Source organism: Vibrio ruber DSM 16370 (genome assembly GCF_900163965.1).
In the GTDB taxonomy this organism is placed as follows: Bacteria; Pseudomonadota; Gammaproteobacteria; order Enterobacterales; family Vibrionaceae; genus Vibrio; species Vibrio ruber.
Genome location: NZ_FULE01000039.1, coordinates 83,667 through 107,395, shown reverse-complemented (window position 1 = coordinate 107,395; position 23,729 = coordinate 83,667). Strand labels below are relative to the sequence as shown.

Genomic DNA, 23,729 nt, shown 5'->3' with positions numbered 1-23,729 from the left:
CGATGCATTGACATCGACTTCTTTTGACACGTTTGGGTGTGGCTCATTTAGTAGTATGAATGCTCTCCACGGTCATGCTCTGTCAGATCTCTGACCGCACTCAGCTCACCGACAAACTGCTCCAGCAGCTCTTTTTCGATACCATCTTTGAGGGTGACATCGACCATCGAACACCCATTGCAGCCACCACCGAATTGGATAATCGCAACACCGTCATCGGTAATTTCCAGCAGTTGAATATGACCACCATGGCTGGCCAGTTGAGGATTGACTTGTGTCTGGATGACATACTCGACCCGTTCAAGCAGCGGTGCGTCATCCGCAACTTTGCGCATTTTTGCATTCGGTGCCTTGAGTGTCAGCTGAGCCCCCATTTTATCGGTCACATAGTCGATCACCGCATCTTCGAGAAAGGGGAGACTCAATTCATCAACATAAGCAGAGAATGCCGAAAACGGGATTTCTGTATCAGCAGTTTCTACCGCTTCAGGCGGACAGTAAGAAACACCACACTCAGCGTTTTGCGTACCGGGATTGACAACGAAGACCCGAATATTGGTCCCTTCCGGTTGTTGTGCGAGAAGTTTTGCGAAATGTTCCTGAGCGGATTCAGTAATAGTAATAGAATTTGACACGACGAATACCTGAGTAATTTTGTAGGCTATTAATTCACCATTTTACTCCTGAGAAATCAGAGATCCAATCCTTTTTACGGTAATTATTGATTGTGATATTCAGGAGTTCTGCATAAGCAATAAATATCGATGTATTCGACGCCAACTTCAAGCAATAATTGGCATAATTGACTGACGGTACTGCCGGTTGTCACAACATCGTCAACGATTGCTACATGTGTGGCTGAGGGGCGGCTACGTAACGTAAACGCTCTTCTCAGGTTCTGTTCTCTTTCATGTTTATGTAGCCCTTCTTGCGGCGGTGTCGGACGAATTCGCTGTAAAAGCCTGGTCTGACTGGAGACTGCTAATGCCCGGCTGAGATGATGAGCCAGTAAATCACTCTGGTTAAACCCGCGGTAAAGATAACGTCGCCAGTGAAGGGGAACTGAGAGCAAGACTGGTGCAGGGGAGGGAATGACTTGTGCCAAAAGTGTTGCAAGGGGCGGGATGAGCCAGAACTGCCGCCCGTATTTAATTTGATGGATCATCGGTGCTAACGGATAGGCATAATCTCCGAGACAATAGAGAGCATTCCAAAGCGGCGGAGACTGAAGACAAGCCCCGCACCGGCTGGTGGGAAATGGCATCGCCAGACCACAGCGAGTACAACGGGATGTTGATTGAAAACAGGTCAGGCAGCTGGTACACCAGTGATGTTCCCATGCGGTTAACGGCAGCTCACAGAGTGCGCATAATCGGGGAATATGGCGACGAAAAGCGTGTTGAAGAGCGTGTAATAACATGTGCTGTTGTTCCTGTTCTTGGGAAAGACGTTATATTGTATGGTTGAGCAAGGCGCCAAAAGTATGAGTTTTGTAGGAGAGAGTGTGAACATGGTTGCATCTTTGTATTGGCAAGTTGAAGGTTGTGGCAAAGATCTGGTGCTGGTCCACGGCTGGGGGATGAATGGGGGCGTTTGGCATAATACTGTTGAGAGTCTCAAACAGAACTTTCGAGTCCATGTTGTTGATTTGCCGGGATATGGACATAGTGCCGACATTCATGCGGACACGTTGGAAGAGATTGCTCAATTACTGATCCGGCAGGCACCGAAAGATGCGGTTTGGGTCGGATGGTCGCTCGGGGGATTGGTGGCGACACATATGGCGTTGCATCACGCTGATTATGTGAATCGGCTGATCACGGTGGCCAGTTCGCCTAAATTTGCTGCTGAAAAAGGGTGGAAAGGGATTCAGCCTCAGGTTTTATCTGCTTTTACGGAGCAACTGGTTGATGATTTTCAACTGACTATTGAGCGTTTTATGGCGCTGCAAGCAATGGGCAGCCCGACCGCGCGACAAGATGTCAAGCAACTCAAGCAGATGGTGTTTTCTCGCCCGGCACCACAGCCGCAAGCGTTGATGGCAGGGTTACATATGCTCGCCAATGTTGATTTACGTGACCATATTGCACAGATTGCTGTCCCTGTTTTGCGTCTTTACGGCCGGCTCGATGGTCTGGTGCCGGTGCAGATTGCAGCGCAACTGGACGAGATAGCACCAGATAGTCACTGTCACATTTTTACGCAATCGTCTCATGCGCCATTTATGACCGAAACTGAACAGTTTTGTCAGCAAATTCGGAGGTTCGCACAGTAGTTGAAGTTTGGCGATTGTCAGTTTTTTGTCATATTGTTTAAAATATCAGCATATATTGTTAAATATTTAAACGGTTGAGTCGATATAAGTTCTAACTCATTTGGTGTCTGAACATTGAATGGGCTGGGCGATGCTGAAGGAGGTTTCGGCAATGATTGTGTCACCAAATAATATCAGTGTGCCACTTATCGCCCCATCGGTGAATGTGCCGACGGAACAGGCAGAGCATGATAATCGTGTCAGGGCGCCTGTCGTACCAACCGTACAACTGGAAAAAACCAACGCAGAGCGGCGGTTGAAATCCGATGATAAGCAGCGCAAGCGATCGTCTTGGGATGCAGCGGATCACCCTCATTATGAGATTGATTCCGAGCAGGAACAGGACATTGTCTCTTCCCATGAGGAAGAAGCACAAAGTGAACTTGAACGGCTTTTCAAATTGTTAGCGTTATCGACCTACAGCCAAGATCAGGGCAAAGGTTATACAATTCGGTTCCGGTTACCGAAACACATCATTGATGCCGCGATAACCGAGGGAAAAATGGCGCGAAGGCGAACGGTCATCAAATATCATTATGGCCATGCCATCGCACCAAACACACCTTCGGAGGTAATTGCAATATTGTAAATCTCAGCGTCATCGAGGAAGTCATATTGCGGTGCTTAACTCCCTCACTTCAGATGATGAAGTGAGGGTTTTTTTATGGCCGGGATAAATGCCTGAGAAACATCATTTCCTGCGGGGAATGGATTACTTTTTCGCTTTGGCAAAAGCCGCAGCAAAAGCGCCTCCCATGGCGTTATTGGGCGCCGCCGCATCACCGCGAGGTTTTTTGTGCGCCGGACGTGCAGCCTGGTTGCGTGGTGCGGAACGGCTTTGCCCCTGACCTACCTCATCAGACAGGCGCATCGAGAGGCCGATTCTTTTTCTCGCCACATCAACTTCCATCACTTTGACTTTGACGATATCACCGGCTTTGACCACTTCGCGCGGATCAGAGACAAACCGATCCGTCAGGGCGGAGATGTGAACTAATCCGTCCTGATGAACACCGATATCGACAAATGCCCCGAAGTTAGCAACATTGGAGACCACGCCTTCAAGTACCATACCGGGTTCCAGATCGGAGATTGCGTGGATATCGGCGGCAAATGTGGCAGTTTTAAATTCAGGCCGCGGATCGCGGCCCGGCTTGTCGAGTTCTTTGATAATATCGGTGACCGTCGGCAGCCCAAAGTGATCGTCAGTGTAATCTCTCGCATTGAGGCCTTTGAGAAATTCGGTATTACCGATCAACGCTTTCATATCTTGTTGATTGTTTTTGGCGATAGCAGAAACCACCGGATAAGCCTCCGGGTGAACAGCCGAAGCATCCAGCGGGTTTTTACCATCCATAATTCTCAAAAAACCGGCACACTGCTCAAACGCTTTCGGCCCGAGACGGGGGACTTTTTTCAAAGTCGTACGGCTCTCAAAACGACCATGCTCATTGCGAAAAGCCACGATGTTGTCCGCCAGTGTCGCAGAGAGCCCGGCAACGCGGGTCAGCAGTGCCGGAGAGGCAGTATTGACATCAACACCAACCGCGTTAACACAGTCTTCCACCACTGCGTCCAGACGTTTCGCAAGGAGTGATTGGTTGACATCATGCTGGTACTGACCCACCCCGATTGATTTCGGGTCGATTTTCACTAATTCTGCCAATGGATCTTGTAACCGCCGGGCAATCGAAACCGCGCCACGCAGTGATACATCCATCTCCGGAAATTCTTTGGCCGCCAGTTCGGATGCAGAATAGACTGAGGCTCCGGCTTCACTGACGACAATCTTTTGCACTTTCAGGTTGCCGCGTTTAATCAGATCTGCGGCAAACAGGTCGGTTTCACGCGAAGCGGTGCCGTTGCCGATGGCAATCAAATCAACATTGAATTTGCGCACCAGTCCGTCAATGACTTCAATAGATTTTTCATACTGTTTTTGCGGCTGATGGGGATAAATAGCCGTGGTTGCCAGTACCTTGCCGGTGGCATCGACAACGGCCACTTTACAGCCGGTACGCAAACCGGGATCCAGACCCAACGTTGCTCTTGGCCCGGCCGGAGCCGCCATCAGCAGATCTTTCAAATTGGTAGCGAAGACATCAATGGCTTCAATTTCTGCCCGCTCTTTCATCGCGGACATCAGTTCAGTTTCCATATGCATGGAGACTTTAATCCGCCATGCCCAACTGATGACTTGCTGACGCCACGCATCGGCCGGTGCATCACTGAGATGCAGTCCGTAGTGCTGTGCAATCAGTGTTTCACAGTAAGAGCCGCGACGGCCTTCCTCTTGTTCCGGATCTGCGTTGAGTGCTAATGACAAAATCCCTTCGTTACGGCCACGTAACATCGCGAGTGCGCGATGGGAAGGGACTTTACTGATTGGCTCCTGATGCTCGAAGTAATCTTTAAATTTCTCGCCTTCTTGCGCTTTTCCGTCGATGACGGTCGAAATGAGTACCGCATGTTTGAGCAGATAGTGGCGCAGCTTTTCCAGTAGATTGGCATCTTCTGCGATTCGCTCCATCAGAATTGCCCGAGCCCCATCTAAAGCCGCTTTGGTGTCGTTGATGCCCTGATCGGGATTCAGGTAAGCTTGCGCTGCTTGTTCCGGCTCGGTTTGCGGTTGTTCCCAGAGTTGATCGGCGAGTGGCTCCAGCCCAGCTTCAATAGCAATCTGCCCTTTGGTACGCCGTTTGGGTTTGTAAGGCAAATAGAGATCTTCCAAACGGGTTTTACTGTCAGCCTGAAGAATCTCTTGTTCCAGCTCAGCCGTTAGTTTTCCCTGTTCTTGAATCGATTTCAAAATGGTCTGACGGCGGTCATCCATTTCACGTAAATAGGAAAGCCGCGAGTCCAGCGTCCGTAGTTGAGTATCATCTAGTCCGCCGGTGACCTCTTTCCGGTAACGGGCGATAAAAGGGACGGTGCTGCCGTCGTCAATCAGGTTTACAGCGGCAATAACTTGTTCAGGGCGCACATTCAGCTCTGAAGCAATCGTATGACAGATAGCTTGGCTCATCCGTAATTTTCTCTCTCGATGTCGTTAATCTTGTCTATATTCGATTCGGTTGATGAACCACGCTTTTTGCCCCTGAGGCGTTTCAACGGTGAATTCATCATCGGGTTCTTTCTTGAGCAGCGCACGGGCCATCGGTGAATCGATAGAAATGTAGTTTTTAGCATCTCCGTAAATCTCATCCGGGCCGACAATGCGAAAACATCTAATCTCACCTTCATCATTTTCAATTTCGACCCACGCACCGAAGAAGACCTTGCCGTCTTGCTGTGGTGAGTAATCAATGATCTTGACTTGTTCCAGCCGTTTACGCAGGTAACGGACACGCCGGTCAATCTCCCGCAGGCGCTTTTTATTATATTGATAATCCGCATTTTCACTTCGATCACCCAGACTCGCTGCCCAAGTCACTTTCTTGGTGACCTCAGGGCGCTCCTGTTGCCAGAGAAAATCGAGTTCTTGTTTCAGGCGATTATAGCCTTCACGGGTAATCAAGTTGGTTTTCATCAGTGGTGATTCATCGCAGATAGTATTCGTTTATGGGGCTATACCTTAGCGAAAAATAGCAGAAAGGTTAATGGTTGTTTGTTTGAGATGACGAAAGCTTGACGTGCTCCGTCTTAAATGTGCAGATTGTCCGGCGTTTTTGTTACACATTTTTTATATAAAAGAAGGGAGGAAGCGGTTAATAAATATTCATATGCTCTATTCATGTGGTGTAGTATCATCCATATAAAAAATAACATCCAACGTCGTCGGCTTTTGTCAGCGAGAATACTGAGGAAAGCATTATGTCAAAATTGACTATTAAATCGCGCGTTTATGCACTATCTCTACTCCCTTTGTTATTAATTAGTTTTGGGATGATTTTTATCTCCTATCAACAAATTTCTAACCTGAATCACACCCAGCAGCAGTTAATTCATAAACGCCTTTCCGAGCAGAAACGTGCTGAACTGAAAGCGTACATTGATATTATTGATTCTTCTTTGACGTCATTGAAAGAAAGCAATGCTGACCGACAAGATGTCGTTAAGAAACTTTCCCAGATTCGTTTTGGTGACAGTGGTTATGTGTTTGGATACGACAGCAAAGGTAACCGCTTTTTCCTGGGAGACACCGGGAAGGGGATTGGTAAAAATTTCTGGGATATGCAAGATAGTAAAGGTAACTTTCTGATTCAGAATTTGATTGAACAGGGCAAAAACGGTGGTGGATTTTCGAGCTATTTTTTCCCGAAACCCGGAGAAAAAGTCGCCTCTGAAAAGCTGAGTTATTCTCTCTATGAGCCTCAGTGGGACATGATCATCGGGATTGGTTTTTATATTGACGACGTTGAAGCAATCACCGCGCAGATGGCGGCAAAGTCTGAGCGTGAAATGAAGCGGAGTTTTATGTGGATGGCGTCTGTCGGGATCGGTATGTTATGTCTTGTGTCTGTGTTCACGATCTTGTTTAGTCGCGGCATTTTGGGGCCATTACAAAGATTTGATCAGTCGATTGCCCGTTTTGCCAATGGTGATGCCGATTTGACGGCTCGTATGGAAGCTTATCATATTCCTGAATATGCTTCGTTGAGTCAGAACTTTAACCGCTTCGTCGAAAATCTCCAAAATATCATCCGCCAGTTGCGAGCCAACAGTGATGAGATTAGTCATGAAACCGGACGAATGCTTGAGCGTTCTAATCAAGTCGATCGGTTATCGAACACGCAACGGGAAGAAACGGAACAGGTCGCGACAGCCGTGACAGAAATGACTGCGACGGCTCATGATATTTCTCAGAATGCCTCGAGCGCTGCGGCGGCTGCACAGTCTGCTGATGGTAAAGCAAAAGAAGCAATGGCAACGGTCGGTTCGGCGGTTGATTCTGTCGCCGTATTAGCCGGAAAACTAGAATCAGCCAATATGGTGATGGATAAGCTCGAAAGTAACGTCAGCAATATCTCATCATCATTGGATGTGATTCAGGATATTGCTGAGCAGACCAACTTACTGGCACTCAATGCCGCAATTGAAGCGGCCCGGGCAGGAGAACAAGGGCGTGGATTTGCGGTGGTAGCCGATGAAGTGAGAAAACTTGCCAGCCGGACACAACAGAGTACCGGCGATATTCATCACATCATTGAACAGTTGAAAAAGGCGACTCAAGAAGCAGTTCAGTCGATGTTAGATAGCCGTTCTCAAAGCGAAGATACTGTGGCAAAAGCACACCAGGCAAGCGATGCACTGGCAGAGATCCTCGATTCTGTCAGTATGATCATGGATATGAATACATTGATTGCGACGGCAACTGAAGAGCAGAGTCAGGTGGGTCAGAATATTTCTGAACGCGTTGTGATTATCTCCGAGCAAAGCTTACAAGTGGCTGGCGTGACCGATGAAAACCGTAAAGGAAGTCGTGATTTGCGCGACCAGACGCAAGAGCTGAAATCGCTGGTAGACCGCTTTACTGTTTAGTCACCGCTAGATGATTGACATTGCCAACCGGCCTGTTTGACAGGCCGATTTTTTTATTCAGACATAAAAAACCACCGCTTTGGGGCGGTGGTTATCATTGCAAGATGAATCAACGAATGTCAGCACTATCTGATATTGACAGCGGCTGAATGATTCTCTTGATATGGATGCAATTACTGCTGCTCTCGGGCAATGGCCCGGTAGCCGATGTCACTGCGGTAGAAAACACCATCCCATTGGATTTGCTTGGCTAATGCATAAGCGCGTTGCTGCGCCTCAGAGACTGTATTCCCTAGTGCGGTTGCACACAGGACGCGTCCGCCATTGGTGACTACCTGACCATCTTTTTCGCTTGTGCCGGCATGGAAGACTTTTTCACCTTCTGTGTCGGTTTGCGGCAAGCCTGAAATGATATCACCTTTGTTGTAATCTCCGGGATAGCCACCCGCAGCTAAAACAATGCCAATTGATGCGCGAGAATCCCATTTGGATTCGGCCTGATCAAGTTTACCGGCAATTGCACTCTGGCAGAGTTCAACTAAATCTGACTGAAGACGCATCATGATCGGCTGGGTTTCCGGATCTCCAAAGCGGCAGTTGTACTCAATCACTTTAGGGTTTCCTTGGCCGTCGATCATCAGCCCGGCGTACAAAAATCCGGTGTACGGATAGCCTTCTGCTGCCATGCCTTCTACTGTGGGATAGATAACCTGTTCCATGATGCGGTTATGAATCTCTTGAGTGACGACCGGAGCCGGAGAGTACGCCCCCATACCACCGGTGTTTGGCCCGGTATCTTGATCGCCCACCCGTTTATGATCCTGACTGGTCGCCATCGGCAAGACATTCTTACCGTCAACCATGACAATGAAACTGGCTTCTTCACCTTCGAGGAATTCTTCGATCACCACCCGGCTGCCTGCATTACCGAATGCATTACCGGCCAGCATATCTTTGATCGCATCTTCAGCTTCTTGCAGCGTCATGGCAACGATCACGCCTTTTCCTGCGGCAAGACCATCTGCTTTGACGACAATTGGCGCACCTTTTTCCCGGACATAGTCTAGTGCTGGCTCGATTTCGGTGAAGTTAGCATAATCTGCGGTCGGAATCTGATGGCGTGCCAGAAAATCTTTGGTGAAGGCTTTTGAGCCTTCAAGCTGTGCCGCGCCTTTCGTCGGACCGAAAATCGGCAGGTCGGCAGCACGGAAGGCATCAACAACACCAATGACTAACGGAGCTTCAGGACCAACAATGGTTAAGTCGATCGCATTTTGTTGCGCGAAAGCAACCAAGCCATCAATATCTTCGACATCGATACTGACATTTTTTACTTTTGTTTCCAGTGCCGTTCCGGCATTACCGGGAGCGACAAAGACCGTTTCGACCTGTGGATTTTGCGCGACTTTCCAGGAGAGTGCATGTTCACGTCCACCAGAACCGATAACAAGTACGTTCATAACGATGAATTCCTGTGTTCAAGTTGTTTGCCTCAATTAAAGGCAGCACGTTTAGAATATGTGATTCAGTACCCTGAGCGCGGGCACTGAATCGGATTGACTGTCTGATTTAGTGTCTGAAATGACGCATACCCGTGAAGATCATCGCCATACCGTGTTCATCGGCAGCAGCAATGACTTCATCATCGCGCATCGAGCCACCCGGCTGAATTACACAAGTAACACCCGCTTCAGCAGCGGCATCGATACCGTCACGGAACGGGAAAAATGCATCGGAAGCCATCACTGTACCTTCGACTTTCAGATTCTCATCCGCGGCTTTAATACCGGCAATTTTCGCTGAGTAAACGCGACTCATTTGTCCGGCACCAACACCGATCGTCATGTCACCTTTTGCGTAAACAATCGCATTCGATTTGACATACTTAGCAACTTTCCAGCAGAACAGCGCATCTTTTAGCTCTGCTGCGGAAGGCTGACGTTTTGAGACGATTTTCAAATCATCAATGTTGACCATACCCTGATCGCGATCCTGAACCAGTAAACCGCCATTGACGCGTTTGAAATCATAACCGGTGGTTTTATCCTGCCATTGTCCACAGACCAGCAAGCGGACATTTTTCTTCGCTGCTACAACTTCGATGGCATCATCAGCCACGGTCGGGGCAATAATCACCTCAACAAACTGACGCTCGACAATCGCTTGAGCCGTGGCTGCATCCAGTTCACGGTTGAATGCGATAATACCGCCAAAAGCAGAGGTCGGGTCGGTCTGATACGCTCGATTGTAGGCTTCGAGAATTGAATCTCCTAAAGCAACACCACAAGGGTTGGCGTGTTTGACGATCACACAAGCCGGTTCGGAGAACTCTTTGACACATTCCAATGCTGCATCCGTATCGGCAATATTGTTGTAGGAGAGCGCTTTGCCCTGAATCTGGCGAGCCGTCGCAACAGACGCTTCTTCAGGATGACTTTCAACATAAAAAGCCGCAGATTGGTGACTGTTCTCACCGTAACGCATGTCTTGCTTTTTCTCGAACTGCATGTTGAATGTCCGAGGGAATTTCGAATCGGCGTCACCTTCTTTGTTTTCACCATAAGAAGGAACCATTTTACCGAAGTAGTTGGCGATCATACCGTCGTAAGCAGCGGTATGCTCGAAAGCTGCAATCGCAAGATCAAAGCGTGTTTCCAGCGTGAGTGAATTGCTGTTTGTATCCATCTCAGTGATCACGCGCTGATAATCAGCGGCATTGACGATAATGGTGACATCTTTATGGTTTTTCGCTGCCGAACGCACCATTGTCGGGCCGCCGATGTCAATGTTTTCAACTGCGTCAGCCAGCGAACAGTCTGCTTTAGCTACAGTGGCGGCAAATGGATACAAGTTAACAACCACCATATCGATGGGCTGAATACCGTGCTGAGCCATGACATCGTCATCTTGTCCCCGACGGCCTAATACACCGCCATGAACTTTGGGATGAAGGGTTTTGACACGACCATCCATCATTTCAGGAAATCCGGTGTAGTCGGAAACTTCAGTCACAGAAATTCCTTGTTCAGCTAAAAGGCGGGCGGTGCCACCGGTTGACAGAATGTCAACGCCACGGTCAGCCAGTGCTTTGGCAAACTCTACAATACCAGTTTTGTCTGATACGCTGATAAGCGCACGGCGAATAGGTCGAGCGTTATTCATGCTTCCTTCTTCCTCAAATTCACAGAGTTGATTGAACGAAATAGATGTCAAATTTTGTGGCGCACATTCTAGCGAATTAATCACTAAAAAGCTCGCGCAATCGTTTGGCATGAGCAAAATAATTCTCAATTCGTTGATTTTTTACTGATGGCTCTGGGGGATCTGGCATCAGACTGATGCCAGAGATGATGCGATTAAGACATGTTTGGGGCTAGTTATACACTCTTGCAACCCGACCGGATGCGTTGATCCGATAGCTGCGGGCAGCGGCCGGAATAAACGCCGACTGACCTTTGTGCAGCGTCAGCGTCAGACCACTTTCATGCTGTAAGTGAACATCTGTATCGATTGCAAAAACGATTTCTGCGCTGGTGGTAGTGAGGGTGATATCACTCGGCGCCGGATAAATTGAGAATTTAAAGTCATTGACCGGAACCGGATAATGACAGACATCCGCAGATTTTTCCGGTGCAATCAGCAGTGTTTCTTGCGGTTTGGGAGCGAAGGACGTGCATTTCGCCAGTTCTTCAACATCAATGTGTTTGGGGGTCAGCCCTGCGCGGAGTACATTATCTGAACTGGCCATCACTTCTAAACCTGTGCCTTTTAGATAGGCGTGAGGGGTTTTGGCATCCAGATACATCGCTTCGCCCGGTTGTAAAATCACATAATGGAGCAAAAGTGCAGAGAACAACCCAATGTCTTCGGGATAATCTTGTGCCAAATCGAGAACCAACTGAGCGAGCGGATCATCTTGTTGATGTTGTGCTGCGTAATCCAGTAATGCCGCAATTGCCTGTGTTTTCTGTTCCCCGGACAATGACAGTAAACGAATAAAGAATGACTGAAATCCGGTTGTGCTTGTGTCCGCTTGCAGTTGCTTGACCAACGGTTCAATCGGCTGCAGATTCATTTTGGTCAGCGTCTGAATAATGTCATCTAACGGACGGAACCCATTGAGCGCATGATAAGGGGTTAAAGCATACACCAGCTCTGGTTTGTGGTTCGGATCTTTATAGTTGCGTTCGGGCGCATTGAGTGGGATGTGCTGCTGATTTTCGCGGGCATATCCTATCTCCGCATCGGCTTTACATGGATGCACCTGAATTGAAAGCGCTTTGTCTGCCGCGAGCACTTTAAATAAAAACGGCAGCTCCCCATAAGTCTGATGAATTTGGGCGGATAAACATGCATCTGGATGACGCAGAATGAACTCAGCAAGCGAGTCCTGTTGATTACCGTCGATAAGCTGAGAGCACCCACCCGGATGAGCCCCCATCCAGATTTCAGCCTGAGGGCAATTTTCCGGATTTGGGATATTAAATAGTTTGTGGATGGATTGTGTACTGCCCCAAGCATAATGTTGAATCACATTCTGCATTAAATAGAAGGGGAGCAGAGTTTTATCGTTCATGGTCATCCTGAATAAGTGACTGGTTTAGACCCCAAGTATTGAATCATATTTATGTTATCCGGTTTTGTACTTGTATCAAATGTATGCTAATCAGTTGCAGAGACATTTTTGGTGCGAGATATCGGAACAGACCATCAGCGTATCAATTGTACTCGGTTTCAGTGATGATTGGCCGATTCAATACCGAATGTTTTGCCCCTTGACCGCCGCGAATGGCTCAGGTTCTGAAAACACTAAAACTCTGACTTAAGGATTGGCTGTCTTGCAGCAGTCTCTGACTGGTGTTGCCAATATCCTGTGCACTTTCGGTGATTTGTCGGCTGTGCTCGGCTAAATCGGTTATGTTATGACTGATATCCTGACTTGCCGAAGATTGCTGCTGACAGGCTGCTGCAATATTTTCGTTGAGTGCCTGAATGGTATGGATTTGCTCATTGATGTCATTGAGCATCTCTTGTGCCTTACGCGTTTCTTGTTGTGTTTCGAGTGACTGCTGTTTGGTCTGCTCCATGGAGGCACTTAATTGACTCGCACGTTGTTGCAAGGCGGTAATGATCGTTTCAATTTCATCGGTACTTTTTTGCGTTCGGGTTGCAAGGGTTCGCACTTCGTCAGCGACAACGGCAAATCCTCGCCCTTGTTCACCTGCGCGAGCGGCTTCAATCGCGGCATTGAGTGCCAGCAGATTGGTCTGTTCTGCGACCCCCCGAATGACGTTCAATACTTCACCGACGTTATCTGCATCTTTCGTCAAATGTTGGGTATTGTGCTCGGTTTCAGTCAGGATCTCAGACAGCGAGGTCATATATTGGGTAGCACTGATTAGTACCTGACGGCTGTCTTGGCTCTTTTGACTGGCAATTTGTGCTGCGCGAGCGGCTTCATCGGCAGCGGTTGCCATATCTTGTGTGCTGGATTGTAACTGATTCATCGCCGAGGCCACTGAATTTGCGGCTTGTAACTGCTGTTCTGACTTCTCGATCGACTGTTCGGCAACGGTGTTGAGTTCGGTTGCGGAATGGGTGAGGTGACTCGAAATCGGAGTGATGTTTTGGATCGCGTCACGAATTTTAATCGTAAACCGGTTGAATGCTGCGGCAATCTGAGAGAATTCGTCTTTACCATTGACGGGGAGCTGGCGGGTTAAATCACCTTCTCCCTGGGAAATATCATCCAGGGCTTGACGGGTTGTATCGCAGGGGCGCGTGATACTGCGGATGATCAATGCTGATAATACGCTCAGGATCAACACAATTAACAATCCAGACCACAAGGCCATTGTTGTTCTCTCTGCAACCAGTTGTTCGACATCATCCACATAAATCCCTGAACCGATGATCCATCCCCAAGGTTTGAATAGTTTTATGTAAGATACCTTTGCTACATCGGTCTCTGAACCGGGTTTGGGCCACATATAATGAACTACGCCACCGCCTTGATTCTTGGCAACTTGCACCATCTCTAAAAAGAGCGCTTTTCCGGTCGGATCTTTGACTTGAGAAAGGTTTTTGCCATCCAGCTGCGGCTTAAAGGGATGCATGATCATTGTGGGAGTGAGGTCGTTGATCCAGAAGTAATCATTTTTGCCATAGCGAAGATGTTTGATGGCTTGCTGTGCTTGTTGTTGTGCAACTTGACGGGTCAGCGTTCCCTCAGTTTCTAATTGGTGATAGTAAGAGAGCAGGCTATAGGTGCTTTCAATTAAATGTTGTGTCTTAATTTGCTTATCTTCCATGAGATCATGCTTATATTCTATTAAGATTTTGGTAAATAACATTATGATTAATAAAATATTTGCGAAGAGTAGCAGATACAGGCGTGTTCTTATTTTGGTTTGGCGTAGGCTGAAAAACATAACAACAATTCCTCTTGGATAGAAATAGTGTTCCAATTTAGGTATATCAGAAAATTGTTATGTAAATGTAAATAAATTACTTTTTTGTTAAGCGGGTAGCGAACTGATTCACTTTGATACATTTAAGTTGATTCAACCTCTTCATCTCATCGCGATATCACTGGTTGTGTGTTAAAGAATTTTAAATAACTTTTTCAGGATCGGCAGTTCCACATGGCGTTTGGCCGTAATGGCATAAAAGCTTTCGATGACAGAATCTAAGGTGGCATAGCTTTTCAGAGTACCGGCCTGAATTTCATCCTGTACCACGACTTCGGGAATCACCGCGACAGCTCCGGCATCCCGGGTCAGCAGTCGCAACATCGCCATATCATCAACTTCTGCATAAGGGGTGACTGACAACCCATGTTGCTCGCAATACAAATCAAACTGAGTTCGGATCTCACTGTCCGGCCCCGGTAACAGTAATTTGGTGTGCATCAGATCTTGTGGAAAGCGTAATGCCTCGAACTCAGGCATATTCGGCCCGACCAGACAGACGCCTTGCTGGGCAATCAACTTACAGCGCCACGGTGTCGTCGAGTCGGACGCCACAGGACGGTTGGAGAGAATTAAATCCAGCTTGTGCACGCGAAGCTGCTCAAGCAGATCATCAAAATTGGAAGAGCACAGAGCCAGTTTGACGTTGTCCTGCCCCAGTATCGGATGCAGAAAGTTCTCCTGAAAATTCCGCGAAAGCGTTGCTACCGCACCGATTCTGAGCTGTTGAACGTGTTGGTGTTCACCACTTTCCATCATCGACAGTAACTCACTGCCGAGATTAAAAATACTTTCTGCATATTCCAGCACCAGATGTCCCACATCAGTCAGTAATAGTGTGCGCCCTTGGCGATGAAATAAGTGATGACCGAGTTGTCCTTCGAGCTGTTTGATCTGCGAGGAGAGGGCTGATTGAGAGACGTTGAGTTTTTGTGCAGCGCGGGTCAGATGTCCCTCTTTGGCGACAGTCCAGAAGTAGTGCAGGTGATGAAAGTTGAGGTTTCTCATTCTATTGTTCACTTAAAAAGAACGTTTTATCAATATCTATCTATTTTACATCTCATTTCGCTTGCTGCAACAATACGCGCCATTCGATGAATATTTTCAGGAGAGATGGTTTGATAGATTCGACACTGGGCGGCTATTGCATTGCCGCCCTGTACGGACTTGGTTTCTTGGGCTGCTTTATTACCCGTACGCATCATTGGGCGGTTGCCCGTATTACGTCACGCCTTGCATTGCTCACGAGTATCGGTGTGACTTTGGGCTCAGGGTTGCTGACTCAAACGTTACCGCCGGCTTTATCGACCCTGATGGAGTTACTGATTACGTTACTCGGGTGGGTGATTATTGATTATGCCTCCCGTTACCTCGAAGGAGACTCCGGCCAGCGTCGCTTTGTGCGGGCGATGTTATTTACACTCGGCTCGGTCGCCTTACTGGTGCAAAGTGACAATCTGTTATTGATGATGCTGGCATGGAGTGCAAGTAGTCTCAGTCTGCATTTTTTGCTCACACACTACCGGGATCGTAAAGCGGCAAAAATCGTGGCACATAAAAAGTTTCTGGTCAGCCGTATGGCCGATGTCTGTTTAATCACCGCACTAGTCTTGATTTATCAAACGCTGGGGAGCTTCTCGCTGCCGATACTCAACCAACAACTTGGGCAGATGACGACACTCCCGCCGGAATTAAATATTGCGGCTTGCTTATTTGCTGTTGCTGCGATTCTCAAAACCGCGCAATTACCCTTGCATGGCTGGTTAATTCAGGTGATGGAGGCACCGACACCAGTGTCAGCTTTACTTCATGCCGGGGTGGTGAACATGGGCGGCTTCGTGCTGATTTCACTGGCAGCGCTGCTGAATCTTGCCCCGTTGGCACAGTCAATGTTGGTGATTGTCGGTAGTACCACGGCTTTACTGGCCGGCTGGGTGATGATGACACGCATCAGTATCAAGGTGCGTCTGGCATGGTCAACATGCGCGCAAATGGGATTCATGCTGATGGAAATCGGCCTTGGACTGTACGAACTGGCACTGCTCCATCTGATTGCCCACTCCGTTTACAAAGCATATAGCTTTCTCAGTGCGGGAGAGGTGGTTGCCCAGACGGTGTACCGGGATTACTTCCCGCAAGCGGTCCGCATTCACGGTGTTTTCGGGTCGGTATTACTCTCGGCTGCGGTGGTTATCGGCATCCCGATGTTATGGCAGCAGTGGCTGCCGGGTTTGTCGTTACCGCTTTCTGCCAGCGTGATTCTGATCTTGGGCTGTGCACCGCTGTTTTGGTGTGCAGGCAATACGGCACGAGCGGGGATGGTGAGCGGTGTGCTGCGCAGCAGCTTGGTCTTACATCTGTACCTGTTATGGCACAGCGTATTTGCGCATGTTGCGCCACAGGCCGGTCCCGAACAAATTGGATTGCTCGGGTTTGTCGTGGTGGTCTTCGCTTTATTATACCTCGGTCAGATCGGGATTCGTTGTTATCCGCACAGCCGCATAGTGAAACGCCTTTATCCCTGGGTCTACAACGGATTTTATCTCGATGAGACGTTTACCCGTTTCACCTTCAAAGTCTGGCCGGTAAAACTGACGCTTGAACAAGCTCAGACGCAGGTCAACCGCAAGCATTCCATCGTCGGAGAACCCGTATGACAGCATTACTTGGTGATGAACACGAACCTATGATAACTGATACGCTCAATGCAGCGATTGAGACGGCGTGCGACAGTATTGCGCCCAACTGGCCGCTGGATCGGATGATTGCTGTGAACCCATATTGGTCATGGATTGACCGTTCTTTCTCGGAGGTGGCACATCATCTTGCCCAGTTTGCGGGCTCACCGATGGCAATGCCGTTGGACTATTACCGCGAGCGCTGGGAAAACGGCACCATTACTCATGCGGATCTGACGCAAGCGCTGGCATCATTCAAGTTGGCCGAAGGTTGGGACGTTGCAGCAGCAACCGCTGCATTGCAAGGCGATGATCTTCCTCCGACGCCGGCACCTTTGCTGTGCGATATGCTTGACAGCCAGCGCCACCTGAACCACGAGCCTGCGTGGTGCGATACCATCACCCATCAGATTGCTCAGTTTTGTGCCGCTTATTTCGATCAGGATCAGGCCGACTGGCACCCGCATAGTGAGGTGGGATTGTATCAAAGCTGGCGTGATACCCTGTGTCACGATCACAGCGTTGCGTTACTGATGAAAGCGGCTCATATTCCTCATCGGGCTACAGAGATGGCGACCACCCCGCGTGAGCAGATCCGTCAGGTGTTAACACTGCTGGATATTGCCCCTGAACAGTGGCAAGACTATTTGCAAGCGGTGATTTACCGGGTCAGTGGCTGGGCGGCATGGTGTGCTTATCTCAAGTGGCAGGCGCAGTTATCGCAACAAAATGACGAGACGCTGATTGATTTACTGGCAATTCGCTTAAGCTGGGAGTGGCTGGTGGATGATCAGGCACGCCATTCCGGCTCAGTCTGGCAGCGTTGGCAGCACCGTTGGCACCAGCATTTTCAGCAATATCAGCCAGAGGCCATCAACCGACGGCTGATTTGGCAACGGGCGCATGAAATCAGCTATCAGCGTCAGCTTAGCCAAGCCGTCACCCGGCCAACCCTGATGCGCGCACATGCCCCGAAAGTTCAGGCGGCATTCTGTATTGATGTGCGTTCCGAAGTGATTCGGCGTCATTTGGAAGCACAAGGGGAGGATATTCACACCCTTGGATTTGCAGGATTTTTCGGTTTGCCGGTCAGTTTTACCCCGCTTGGCACCGAGATAAAACGTCCGCAGCTGCCCGGATTGCTGGCTCCGTCATTGACCATAGGCGAGAGTGTCGGCTGTGGTGAACAAGATGCGAAGCTGGCCGGGCAAAGACAGGCGGCATTGCAGCGCGAATCGGGTTGGTCGTGGTTCAATACCATGCCGGCCTCCACCTTCACACTGGTTGAGGCGTTGGGGGTAGGTTATGTCGGTAAACTGATTAAACGGGCTCTGCCGCTTCACGGGCACTCGGCTAAAGCACCGGGGCTGTCGACCGCTAATGCCAAGCAGCTGCGCCCGATATTGCTCGCAGCGCCAAAGCAGCAAGTGACGCTGGCGGAAAACATATTGAAAGGGATGGGGCTGACCACTGAGTTTGCACCGATTGTTCTGTTGATCGGCCATGGCAGCGAAAGCGCCAATAACCCACACCGTGCCGGTCTGGACTGCGGTGCGTGTTGTGGTCAAACCGGGGAGGTGAATGTCCGGGCTTTAGCGCAATTGCTGAACCTATCGAACGTGCGTGAAGGTTTAGCGCAACGTGGTATTCAAATACCTGGTTCAACCCGCTTTGTGGCCGGATTACACAACACCACCACAGAAGCGCTGTCGCTGTACGATACCGATGTTTTTGACGAGCAGATACAACGCACGCTGGCAACATTACAAACCCAACTGGACGCACCCTCCCTTGCAGCGCGGATGGAACGGGCACCGCAGTTAGGATTAACGCATCAATCGTTGCACTCGATTGAAAATCGGATCAACCGACGCGCTAATGACTGGGCTCAGACGCGGCCTGAATGGGGGCTGGTCAATAACGCGGCGTTTATTGTTGCTCCGAGACAAAGGACTCGTGGTATCAAACTCGACGGACGAACCTTTCTCCATGAATACCACTATGAGCAAGATCCGGATGCAAGCGGGCTGGCGCAGATTATGACCGCACCGATGATCGTCACCAACTGGATTAACATGCAGTATTACGCTTCAACGGTGGATCATCACCGCTATGGTTCCGGGAATAAAACCTTACATAACGTGGTTGCAGGGAGACTGGGTGTATTTGAGGGCAACGGCGGAGATTTGCGCATCGGCCTGTCTCGTCAGTCGCTGCACGATGGTCAACAGTGGCGACATGAGCCGTTGCGCTTAACGGTGGTGATCGATGCGCCGGAAGCAGCGATTGAGTCGGTGATGAGCCGCCATCCGATGGTCAAACAACTGGTGGATAACCAGTGGCTTTATCTTGCCCGGTTTGACCAACACCAACTCGCTTTCTTCGATAATGGTGTATGGACTGTGAGAGACCGGACATGAAAACAGAGATCCTCAACGCACAAATTCCGGCAGCGCTACAGCGTGCCGGAGAACTTTTAAAGGCCGGTGAACTGGTCGCTGTGCCGACCGAAACCGTTTACGGACTGGCGGCTGATGCGAGTAACGCGGAGGCAGTTGTGCAGATTTTTACCGCCAAACAGCGGCCGAGAAATCATCCGCTGATTACTCATATCGGTCATTTGGAGCAACTTGAACGGTGGGTCAAACATGTGCCGGATTGGGTGGCACCGTTGGCTGATGCTTTCTGGCCCGGCCCGCTGACGCTGATTTTTGAACGCCATCCTTCGGTCTCCGATGTGATCACCGGCGGGCTGCCGACCATTGGGGTCAGAATGCCCAATCACCCGGTGTTACTGTCGTTGTTACAGCAGTTCGATATGGCGGTTGCAGCCCCGTCGGCCAATCCTTATCAAAAGCTGAGCCCGACCAGTGCGGAACAGGTGATCCTCGGCTTGGACGGCAAAATCGCAGCCGTTCTTGATGGGGGAAACTGCGACATCGGGACTGAATCGACCATCTTGCGGGTTGGTGAGCATCAGGCTGAAATTTTACGTTGCGGGCCGTTATCCGCCGCAGATCTCCAGCCTTATTTGCCGCTTCCGGTCAGTGTGCCGCACAGCCACACCGAATCCGTGTCGGGCAATCAGAAAGTGCATTATCAACCCAATGCCAAAGTTATCATCTGCCCGACCGAGTCTCTGGCAACCCTGTTGCAAGCGGCACCGCAGACCACCGGTATTTTAGTTTATTCACCGCCACTCCGTCAGCTCGATTGCCCCCATCGCATCGTCGTTGCCGGTAATCACCATGACTATCGCAAGGCGCTTTATGCCGCATTGCATCGTTTAGATCAGACGGGAGCCGAGCAACTGCTAGTCGAGGCGCCGCCTCGTTTACCTGAGTGGGCCGATATCTGGGATCGATTAAGCCGCGCGGCTGGCTGAGGTTGGGGAGAGGTGAGCGACCTGTTCGATACGTGGTTATTGCTATTGGTCAGACCGTATCTACGCGATGAATGCAGGTTAAACATCAGAGTGGCTCTTGATTGGATGTCTGAAACAGCTGTTCTCTGTGTTCTGTCATCCAGTGAGCTAAAGAATCTAAAGTCGGCTTCAGGGTTCTCCCCAAATCCGTTACACAATACTCGACTCTGGGCGGCATTTCCGGATAGACAGTCCGCGTCACGAGCCCCAGATTTTCAAATGACCTCAGTTGCTTGGTTAATTCCTTTTGGGTGATTGGGCCGATTGCTCTCTGTAACGCCCCAAACCGTATGATATCGTTCGTCACAATCAGCCGATAGAGAATTGGGATCGCCCACTTCCCTGAAACAATATTTACAAAATCAACCATAGGGCAGGATGACTCGCGATTTGCAGCGTTATTTAAATCTTTTTCCTTAGTATCCATTTGGTACCTACTATTTAATTGAAACTATGGTCGTCATAATGCCCTTGAATGAAGGTAAATACAATCGAGGACATCATGACACCAAGACTCCAAAATAAATATGCGTTGATCACCGGAGGCTCTGCCGGGATTGGTTTGGAAACGGCAAAGCAGTTCTGTTTAGAAGGCGCTCGCGTTGCCATCACGGGGCGGAATGAAGCCAGTTTGGAAAGTGCAAAAAGCCATTTGGGTGACAGTGCCATTACGCTTCAAAGTGATTCTGCCGATATACAACAGCAGCAAGCTTTAGCGGATGAAATCAAACGACAGTTCCCGAGACTCGATGTGATTTATATCAATGCCGGAGATGTGACACACAAGCCATTCGATGAATGGGATGAAGCGGTTTTTGATCGGGTTATGAACACCAATTTAAAAGGGCCTTTCTTTCTCATCCGGGCATTATTGCCGTTATTGTCTGATTCAGCTTCGATCATTTTATGCGGAAGCGTTTCAGCACAAATCGGATTACCGCAAAGTAGCGTTTATGCTGCCAGTAAAGCCGGGCTTATCTCGCTTGCCCGGACATTATCGGGAGAGCTGAAACATCTGGGAATTCGTGTGAATACACTGAGTCCGGGGCCCACATTGACAGAGGCGTTTGACAAATTTGGCTTACCGGAAGATGAACAGGCGGCTCTGATCGATCAAGTTAAAGAGTTGGTGCCATTGAAGCGCTTAGGAACACCACTTGAACTGGCAAAAGCAGCAGTTTTCCTCGCCTCTGATGAGTCTTCTTATATGCTCGGGTCTGAACTGCTTGTTGACGGCGGTGTCGGGAATTTATGAGGTGAGGTACCAATAAATCTGAAAGGCGGCTTCGGGTTGGTTCTGTAGAGACCCCCGATGTCCGCCTATTCCATTGTTTAAATTATTTGTCAGTATTATTTCGTAGTTGTTTTAGTTTTGCTTCTGCCGCATCAGCCCTGAGTATCGCGTTATCTCGCGCCTGTTGACCAAGAGATCGGAACCGTAAAAAACAGTCTATACTGTGAAAATGAACTCATAAGGGCTTTGAAAGGCGTTATAACCGCCGGACGTGAATTGATCACCCGTGTCTTTTCATGGCGGATCGAGTCCAGCTTGGCACATTCTTTTAACTTGGAGTTCTGTGAATAAGTGTATTTGGGGGAGAAAAGCGGAGTGTGTAAAACGGTTTTGCCCCTTTATAAGCTACGCATGCTGAGTAACTGGTTTTGCTGAAGATTATTTTCCATACATAAGCTAATGGCTGAACTATCATGAATATGCTTCTTTTAACAGGGCATATACAACCATTATGCACTTTCACACATCTGCAACTAGTGGTATTTTTATAATTCTTTGATCTGCATACCTGAGAATATATCCTTTATGCCAACTGCGACATTTTATCGTTTTCGAGCTATTGAAAATCTTTTCGGAGACCATCGTGAGCTTGAAAAGCAATCTATCTTTTTTGCCCCTCCAGCGTTGTTGAATGACCCAGTTGAAGGGTTCAAGGATATTTACTGGCAAGGTGATAAAATTCTATGGACGAATCTCTTTAACCACTACCTTCTGTGTCTGATGAAATTGTGCATTGAATTTTATATAATTGGAGATGATTTTGGCTTGGAAAGACACTTTGATGCATGTGTGACAGTCGATGATCTGCACGAGAATTTCCAAGAAGAGTTTTCAGCAGTTTCAGAGAAGTTTATTGGGCATGATTGCCTGAGAAACCTTATAAGAGGGATATCATCTCACAGAGATAAAGTTGGGGAAAATGAGTTAAAAAGTTACTTAAGGGCAATTCATCCATTCGCACTGAATTGCATCTATGAAAGACTAGAAGAAAAATCTGCCGTCACCGATAACCCATTTAAAAATATAGACTTCTCATTCCTTAATAAAATCAGTGACGGGTATTTTTCTGACCTTAAAAAGTTAGAAAGTGAACATGGAAAAGATAAAGTGAATGCGTTTCAAAACTCAAACACTTTCTTTTTTGAGCAAGATAATGTAGCACTTGCTTTTCAGAGTGGTATGTCTGAATTTCGTAGGAGTTTATTTACTGCTGCATTTGCTAGTTTATATATTCAAAAGCTAGAACAGTTGATGTTCCCTGATTGGTTTACAGCATGCTTTATGAGCGAATGTACTAATTCATCTGTGTGGGGAAATTATGGAAAGAACCATACGGGTGTTTGTATGGTTTTCACAGCTGAAGTCGATAGCCATGGAAATAGTAATCTCCTGCTCGATGGCGCGATTCATGGGTGGGGGAGAGAGGGAGCTATTAAAGGCAAATCGCCGTTCAAGTTTTACCCAATTGAATATGAGCATAAATATGAATCAATCAACTTCTTTGACTCTATTGCTCAGCTTCCACAACCAGCTGTCTACAAAAACTGGTTTTCGTGGAATGGGGTAGCTAGTCCTTTAGCTCAGAAATACACCGATGATTGGAGAGAGCAGCATTGGAATAATTTCTACAAATCAGTTACAAAAAAAACCAATGACTGGAAATATGAAAATGAACATAGATTATTGATATGTAATATGCTTGGAAGTTACTCATTATCAGATACAACTCTCCAATATGATTTTAAATCTTTGAAAGGAATTATTTTCGGAATCAATACATCTGATAAAGATAAGATTCAAATAATAAAGGTGATAGAGAGTAAGGTTAAAGATAATGACCATTATGATTTTAAATTCTATCAGGCATATTATTGTCGAAATAGTGGAGAGATCAAACACTATGAAATGTCTTCTCTTCGATTCAAACCACCGACATTGAGTTAATTTGAAGTTAGCAATATCTACGCTAATTCATTTCCTCCTAATTTAGGAGATCCTATAACACAGAAATGTCCATAAACGAGTCAGTCGTGCCGTACTGACTATATGGGCAGGATAATGATTCTAT

Annotated in this window: 18 protein-coding genes; 8 read left to right on the top strand and 10 right to left on the bottom strand. The window is 48.2% G+C overall.

Annotation, left to right across the window (positions count from 1 at the left end; all coding sequences use genetic code 11):
- Positions 1-47: 47 nt before the first annotated feature.
- Both nfuA and VR7878_RS14720 read right to left on the bottom strand, forming a co-directional pair.
- Complete coding sequence (nfuA, locus tag VR7878_RS14725; RefSeq protein WP_077336824.1) at positions 48-635, bottom strand: Fe-S biogenesis protein NfuA; 588 nt, start codon at positions 633-635, stop codon at positions 48-50.
- Positions 636-718: 83 nt separating this feature from the next.
- Positions 719-1,420 (bottom strand): phosphoribosyltransferase family protein, encoded by a 702-nt coding sequence (locus VR7878_RS14720; RefSeq protein ID WP_077336823.1) that lies wholly within the window; start codon positions 1,418-1,420, stop codon positions 719-721.
- Positions 1,421-1,510: 90 nt separating this feature from the next.
- Here VR7878_RS14720 and bioH point away from each other — a divergent pair, with 90 nt between their 5' ends.
- Positions 1,511-2,275, top strand: a complete 765-nt coding sequence (gene bioH, locus VR7878_RS14715) for a pimeloyl-ACP methyl ester esterase BioH (protein ID WP_077336853.1) — start codon at positions 1,511-1,513, stop codon at positions 2,273-2,275.
- A gap of 151 nt (positions 2,276-2,426) precedes the next feature.
- A complete protein-coding gene (locus VR7878_RS14710) occupies positions 2,427-2,903 on the top strand; it encodes an ATP-dependent Lon protease (protein WP_077336852.1) in 477 nt (158 codons plus the stop codon).
- A gap of 123 nt (positions 2,904-3,026) precedes the next feature.
- Here the strand turns inward: VR7878_RS14710 and VR7878_RS14705 are convergent, their stop codons facing one another.
- Complete coding sequence (locus tag VR7878_RS14705) at positions 3,027-5,339, bottom strand: Tex family protein (protein WP_077336822.1); 2,313 nt, start codon at positions 5,337-5,339, stop codon at positions 3,027-3,029.
- A 24-nt stretch (positions 5,340-5,363) separates the two neighbouring features.
- A complete protein-coding gene (greB, locus tag VR7878_RS14700; RefSeq protein WP_077336821.1) occupies positions 5,364-5,843 on the bottom strand; it encodes a transcription elongation factor GreB in 480 nt (159 codons plus the stop codon).
- A 284-nt stretch (positions 5,844-6,127) separates the two neighbouring features.
- Between greB and VR7878_RS14695 the strand changes: the two genes are divergently transcribed.
- On the top strand, positions 6,128-7,795 hold the full coding sequence (locus tag VR7878_RS14695; protein WP_077336820.1) for a methyl-accepting chemotaxis protein: 1,668 nt from the start codon (positions 6,128-6,130) through the stop codon (positions 7,793-7,795).
- 173 nt (positions 7,796-7,968) lie between these two features.
- On the opposite strand, the gene purD is transcribed toward VR7878_RS14695, so the two are convergent.
- The 5 genes from purD to VR7878_RS14670 form a co-directional block, all read right to left on the bottom strand.
- Positions 7,969-9,255 (bottom strand): phosphoribosylamine--glycine ligase, encoded by a 1,287-nt coding sequence (gene purD, locus VR7878_RS14690; protein ID WP_077336819.1) that lies wholly within the window; start codon positions 9,253-9,255, stop codon positions 7,969-7,971.
- Between the two features lie 109 nt (positions 9,256-9,364).
- Complete coding sequence (gene purH / locus VR7878_RS14685; RefSeq protein WP_077336818.1) at positions 9,365-10,957, bottom strand: bifunctional phosphoribosylaminoimidazolecarboxamide formyltransferase/IMP cyclohydrolase; 1,593 nt, start codon at positions 10,955-10,957, stop codon at positions 9,365-9,367.
- A gap of 211 nt (positions 10,958-11,168) precedes the next feature.
- Positions 11,169-12,371 (bottom strand): mannose-6-phosphate isomerase, class I, encoded by a 1,203-nt coding sequence (manA, locus tag VR7878_RS14680; protein ID WP_077336817.1) that lies wholly within the window; start codon positions 12,369-12,371, stop codon positions 11,169-11,171.
- Positions 12,372-12,588: 217 nt separating this feature from the next.
- A complete protein-coding gene (locus tag VR7878_RS14675; protein ID WP_077336816.1) occupies positions 12,589-14,226 on the bottom strand; it encodes a methyl-accepting chemotaxis protein in 1,638 nt (545 codons plus the stop codon).
- A gap of 171 nt (positions 14,227-14,397) precedes the next feature.
- Entirely contained in the window at positions 14,398-15,273 is an 876-nt protein-coding gene (locus VR7878_RS14670) for a LysR family transcriptional regulator (RefSeq protein WP_077336815.1), read from the bottom strand.
- 167 nt (positions 15,274-15,440) lie between these two features.
- Between VR7878_RS14670 and VR7878_RS14665 the strand changes: the two genes are divergently transcribed.
- Genes VR7878_RS14665 through VR7878_RS14655 form a run of 3 tightly spaced genes read left to right on the top strand, consistent with a single transcriptional unit; the run spans position 15,441 to position 20,328 of the window.
- Positions 15,441-16,922, top strand: coding sequence for an NADH-quinone oxidoreductase subunit L (locus tag VR7878_RS14665; protein WP_370737092.1), 1,482 nt, complete (start codon positions 15,441-15,443; stop codon positions 16,920-16,922).
- Positions 16,919-19,363, top strand: a complete 2,445-nt coding sequence (locus tag VR7878_RS14660; RefSeq protein ID WP_077336813.1) for a YbcC family protein — start codon at positions 16,919-16,921, stop codon at positions 19,361-19,363. The genes VR7878_RS14665 and VR7878_RS14660 overlap by 4 nt, the downstream gene beginning before the upstream one ends.
- Complete coding sequence (locus tag VR7878_RS14655) at positions 19,360-20,328, top strand: L-threonylcarbamoyladenylate synthase (protein WP_077336812.1); 969 nt, start codon at positions 19,360-19,362, stop codon at positions 20,326-20,328. Before VR7878_RS14660 ends, VR7878_RS14655 begins: the two co-directional genes overlap by 4 nt.
- A gap of 85 nt (positions 20,329-20,413) precedes the next feature.
- Here the strand turns inward: VR7878_RS14655 and VR7878_RS14650 are convergent, their stop codons facing one another.
- On the bottom strand, positions 20,414-20,794 hold the full coding sequence (locus VR7878_RS14650; RefSeq protein WP_077336811.1) for a winged helix-turn-helix transcriptional regulator: 381 nt from the start codon (positions 20,792-20,794) through the stop codon (positions 20,414-20,416).
- A gap of 75 nt (positions 20,795-20,869) precedes the next feature.
- Between VR7878_RS14650 and VR7878_RS14645 the strand changes: the two genes are divergently transcribed.
- Positions 20,870-21,622, top strand: coding sequence for an SDR family oxidoreductase (locus VR7878_RS14645; protein ID WP_077336810.1), 753 nt, complete (start codon positions 20,870-20,872; stop codon positions 21,620-21,622).
- 564 nt (positions 21,623-22,186) lie between these two features.
- The gene (locus VR7878_RS14640; protein ID WP_077336809.1) at positions 22,187-23,605 is read left to right on the top strand and encodes a DUF2971 domain-containing protein; all 1,419 of its coding nucleotides are present in this window, start codon (positions 22,187-22,189) and stop codon (positions 23,603-23,605) included.
- The last annotated feature ends 124 nt before the right edge of the window (positions 23,606-23,729 follow it).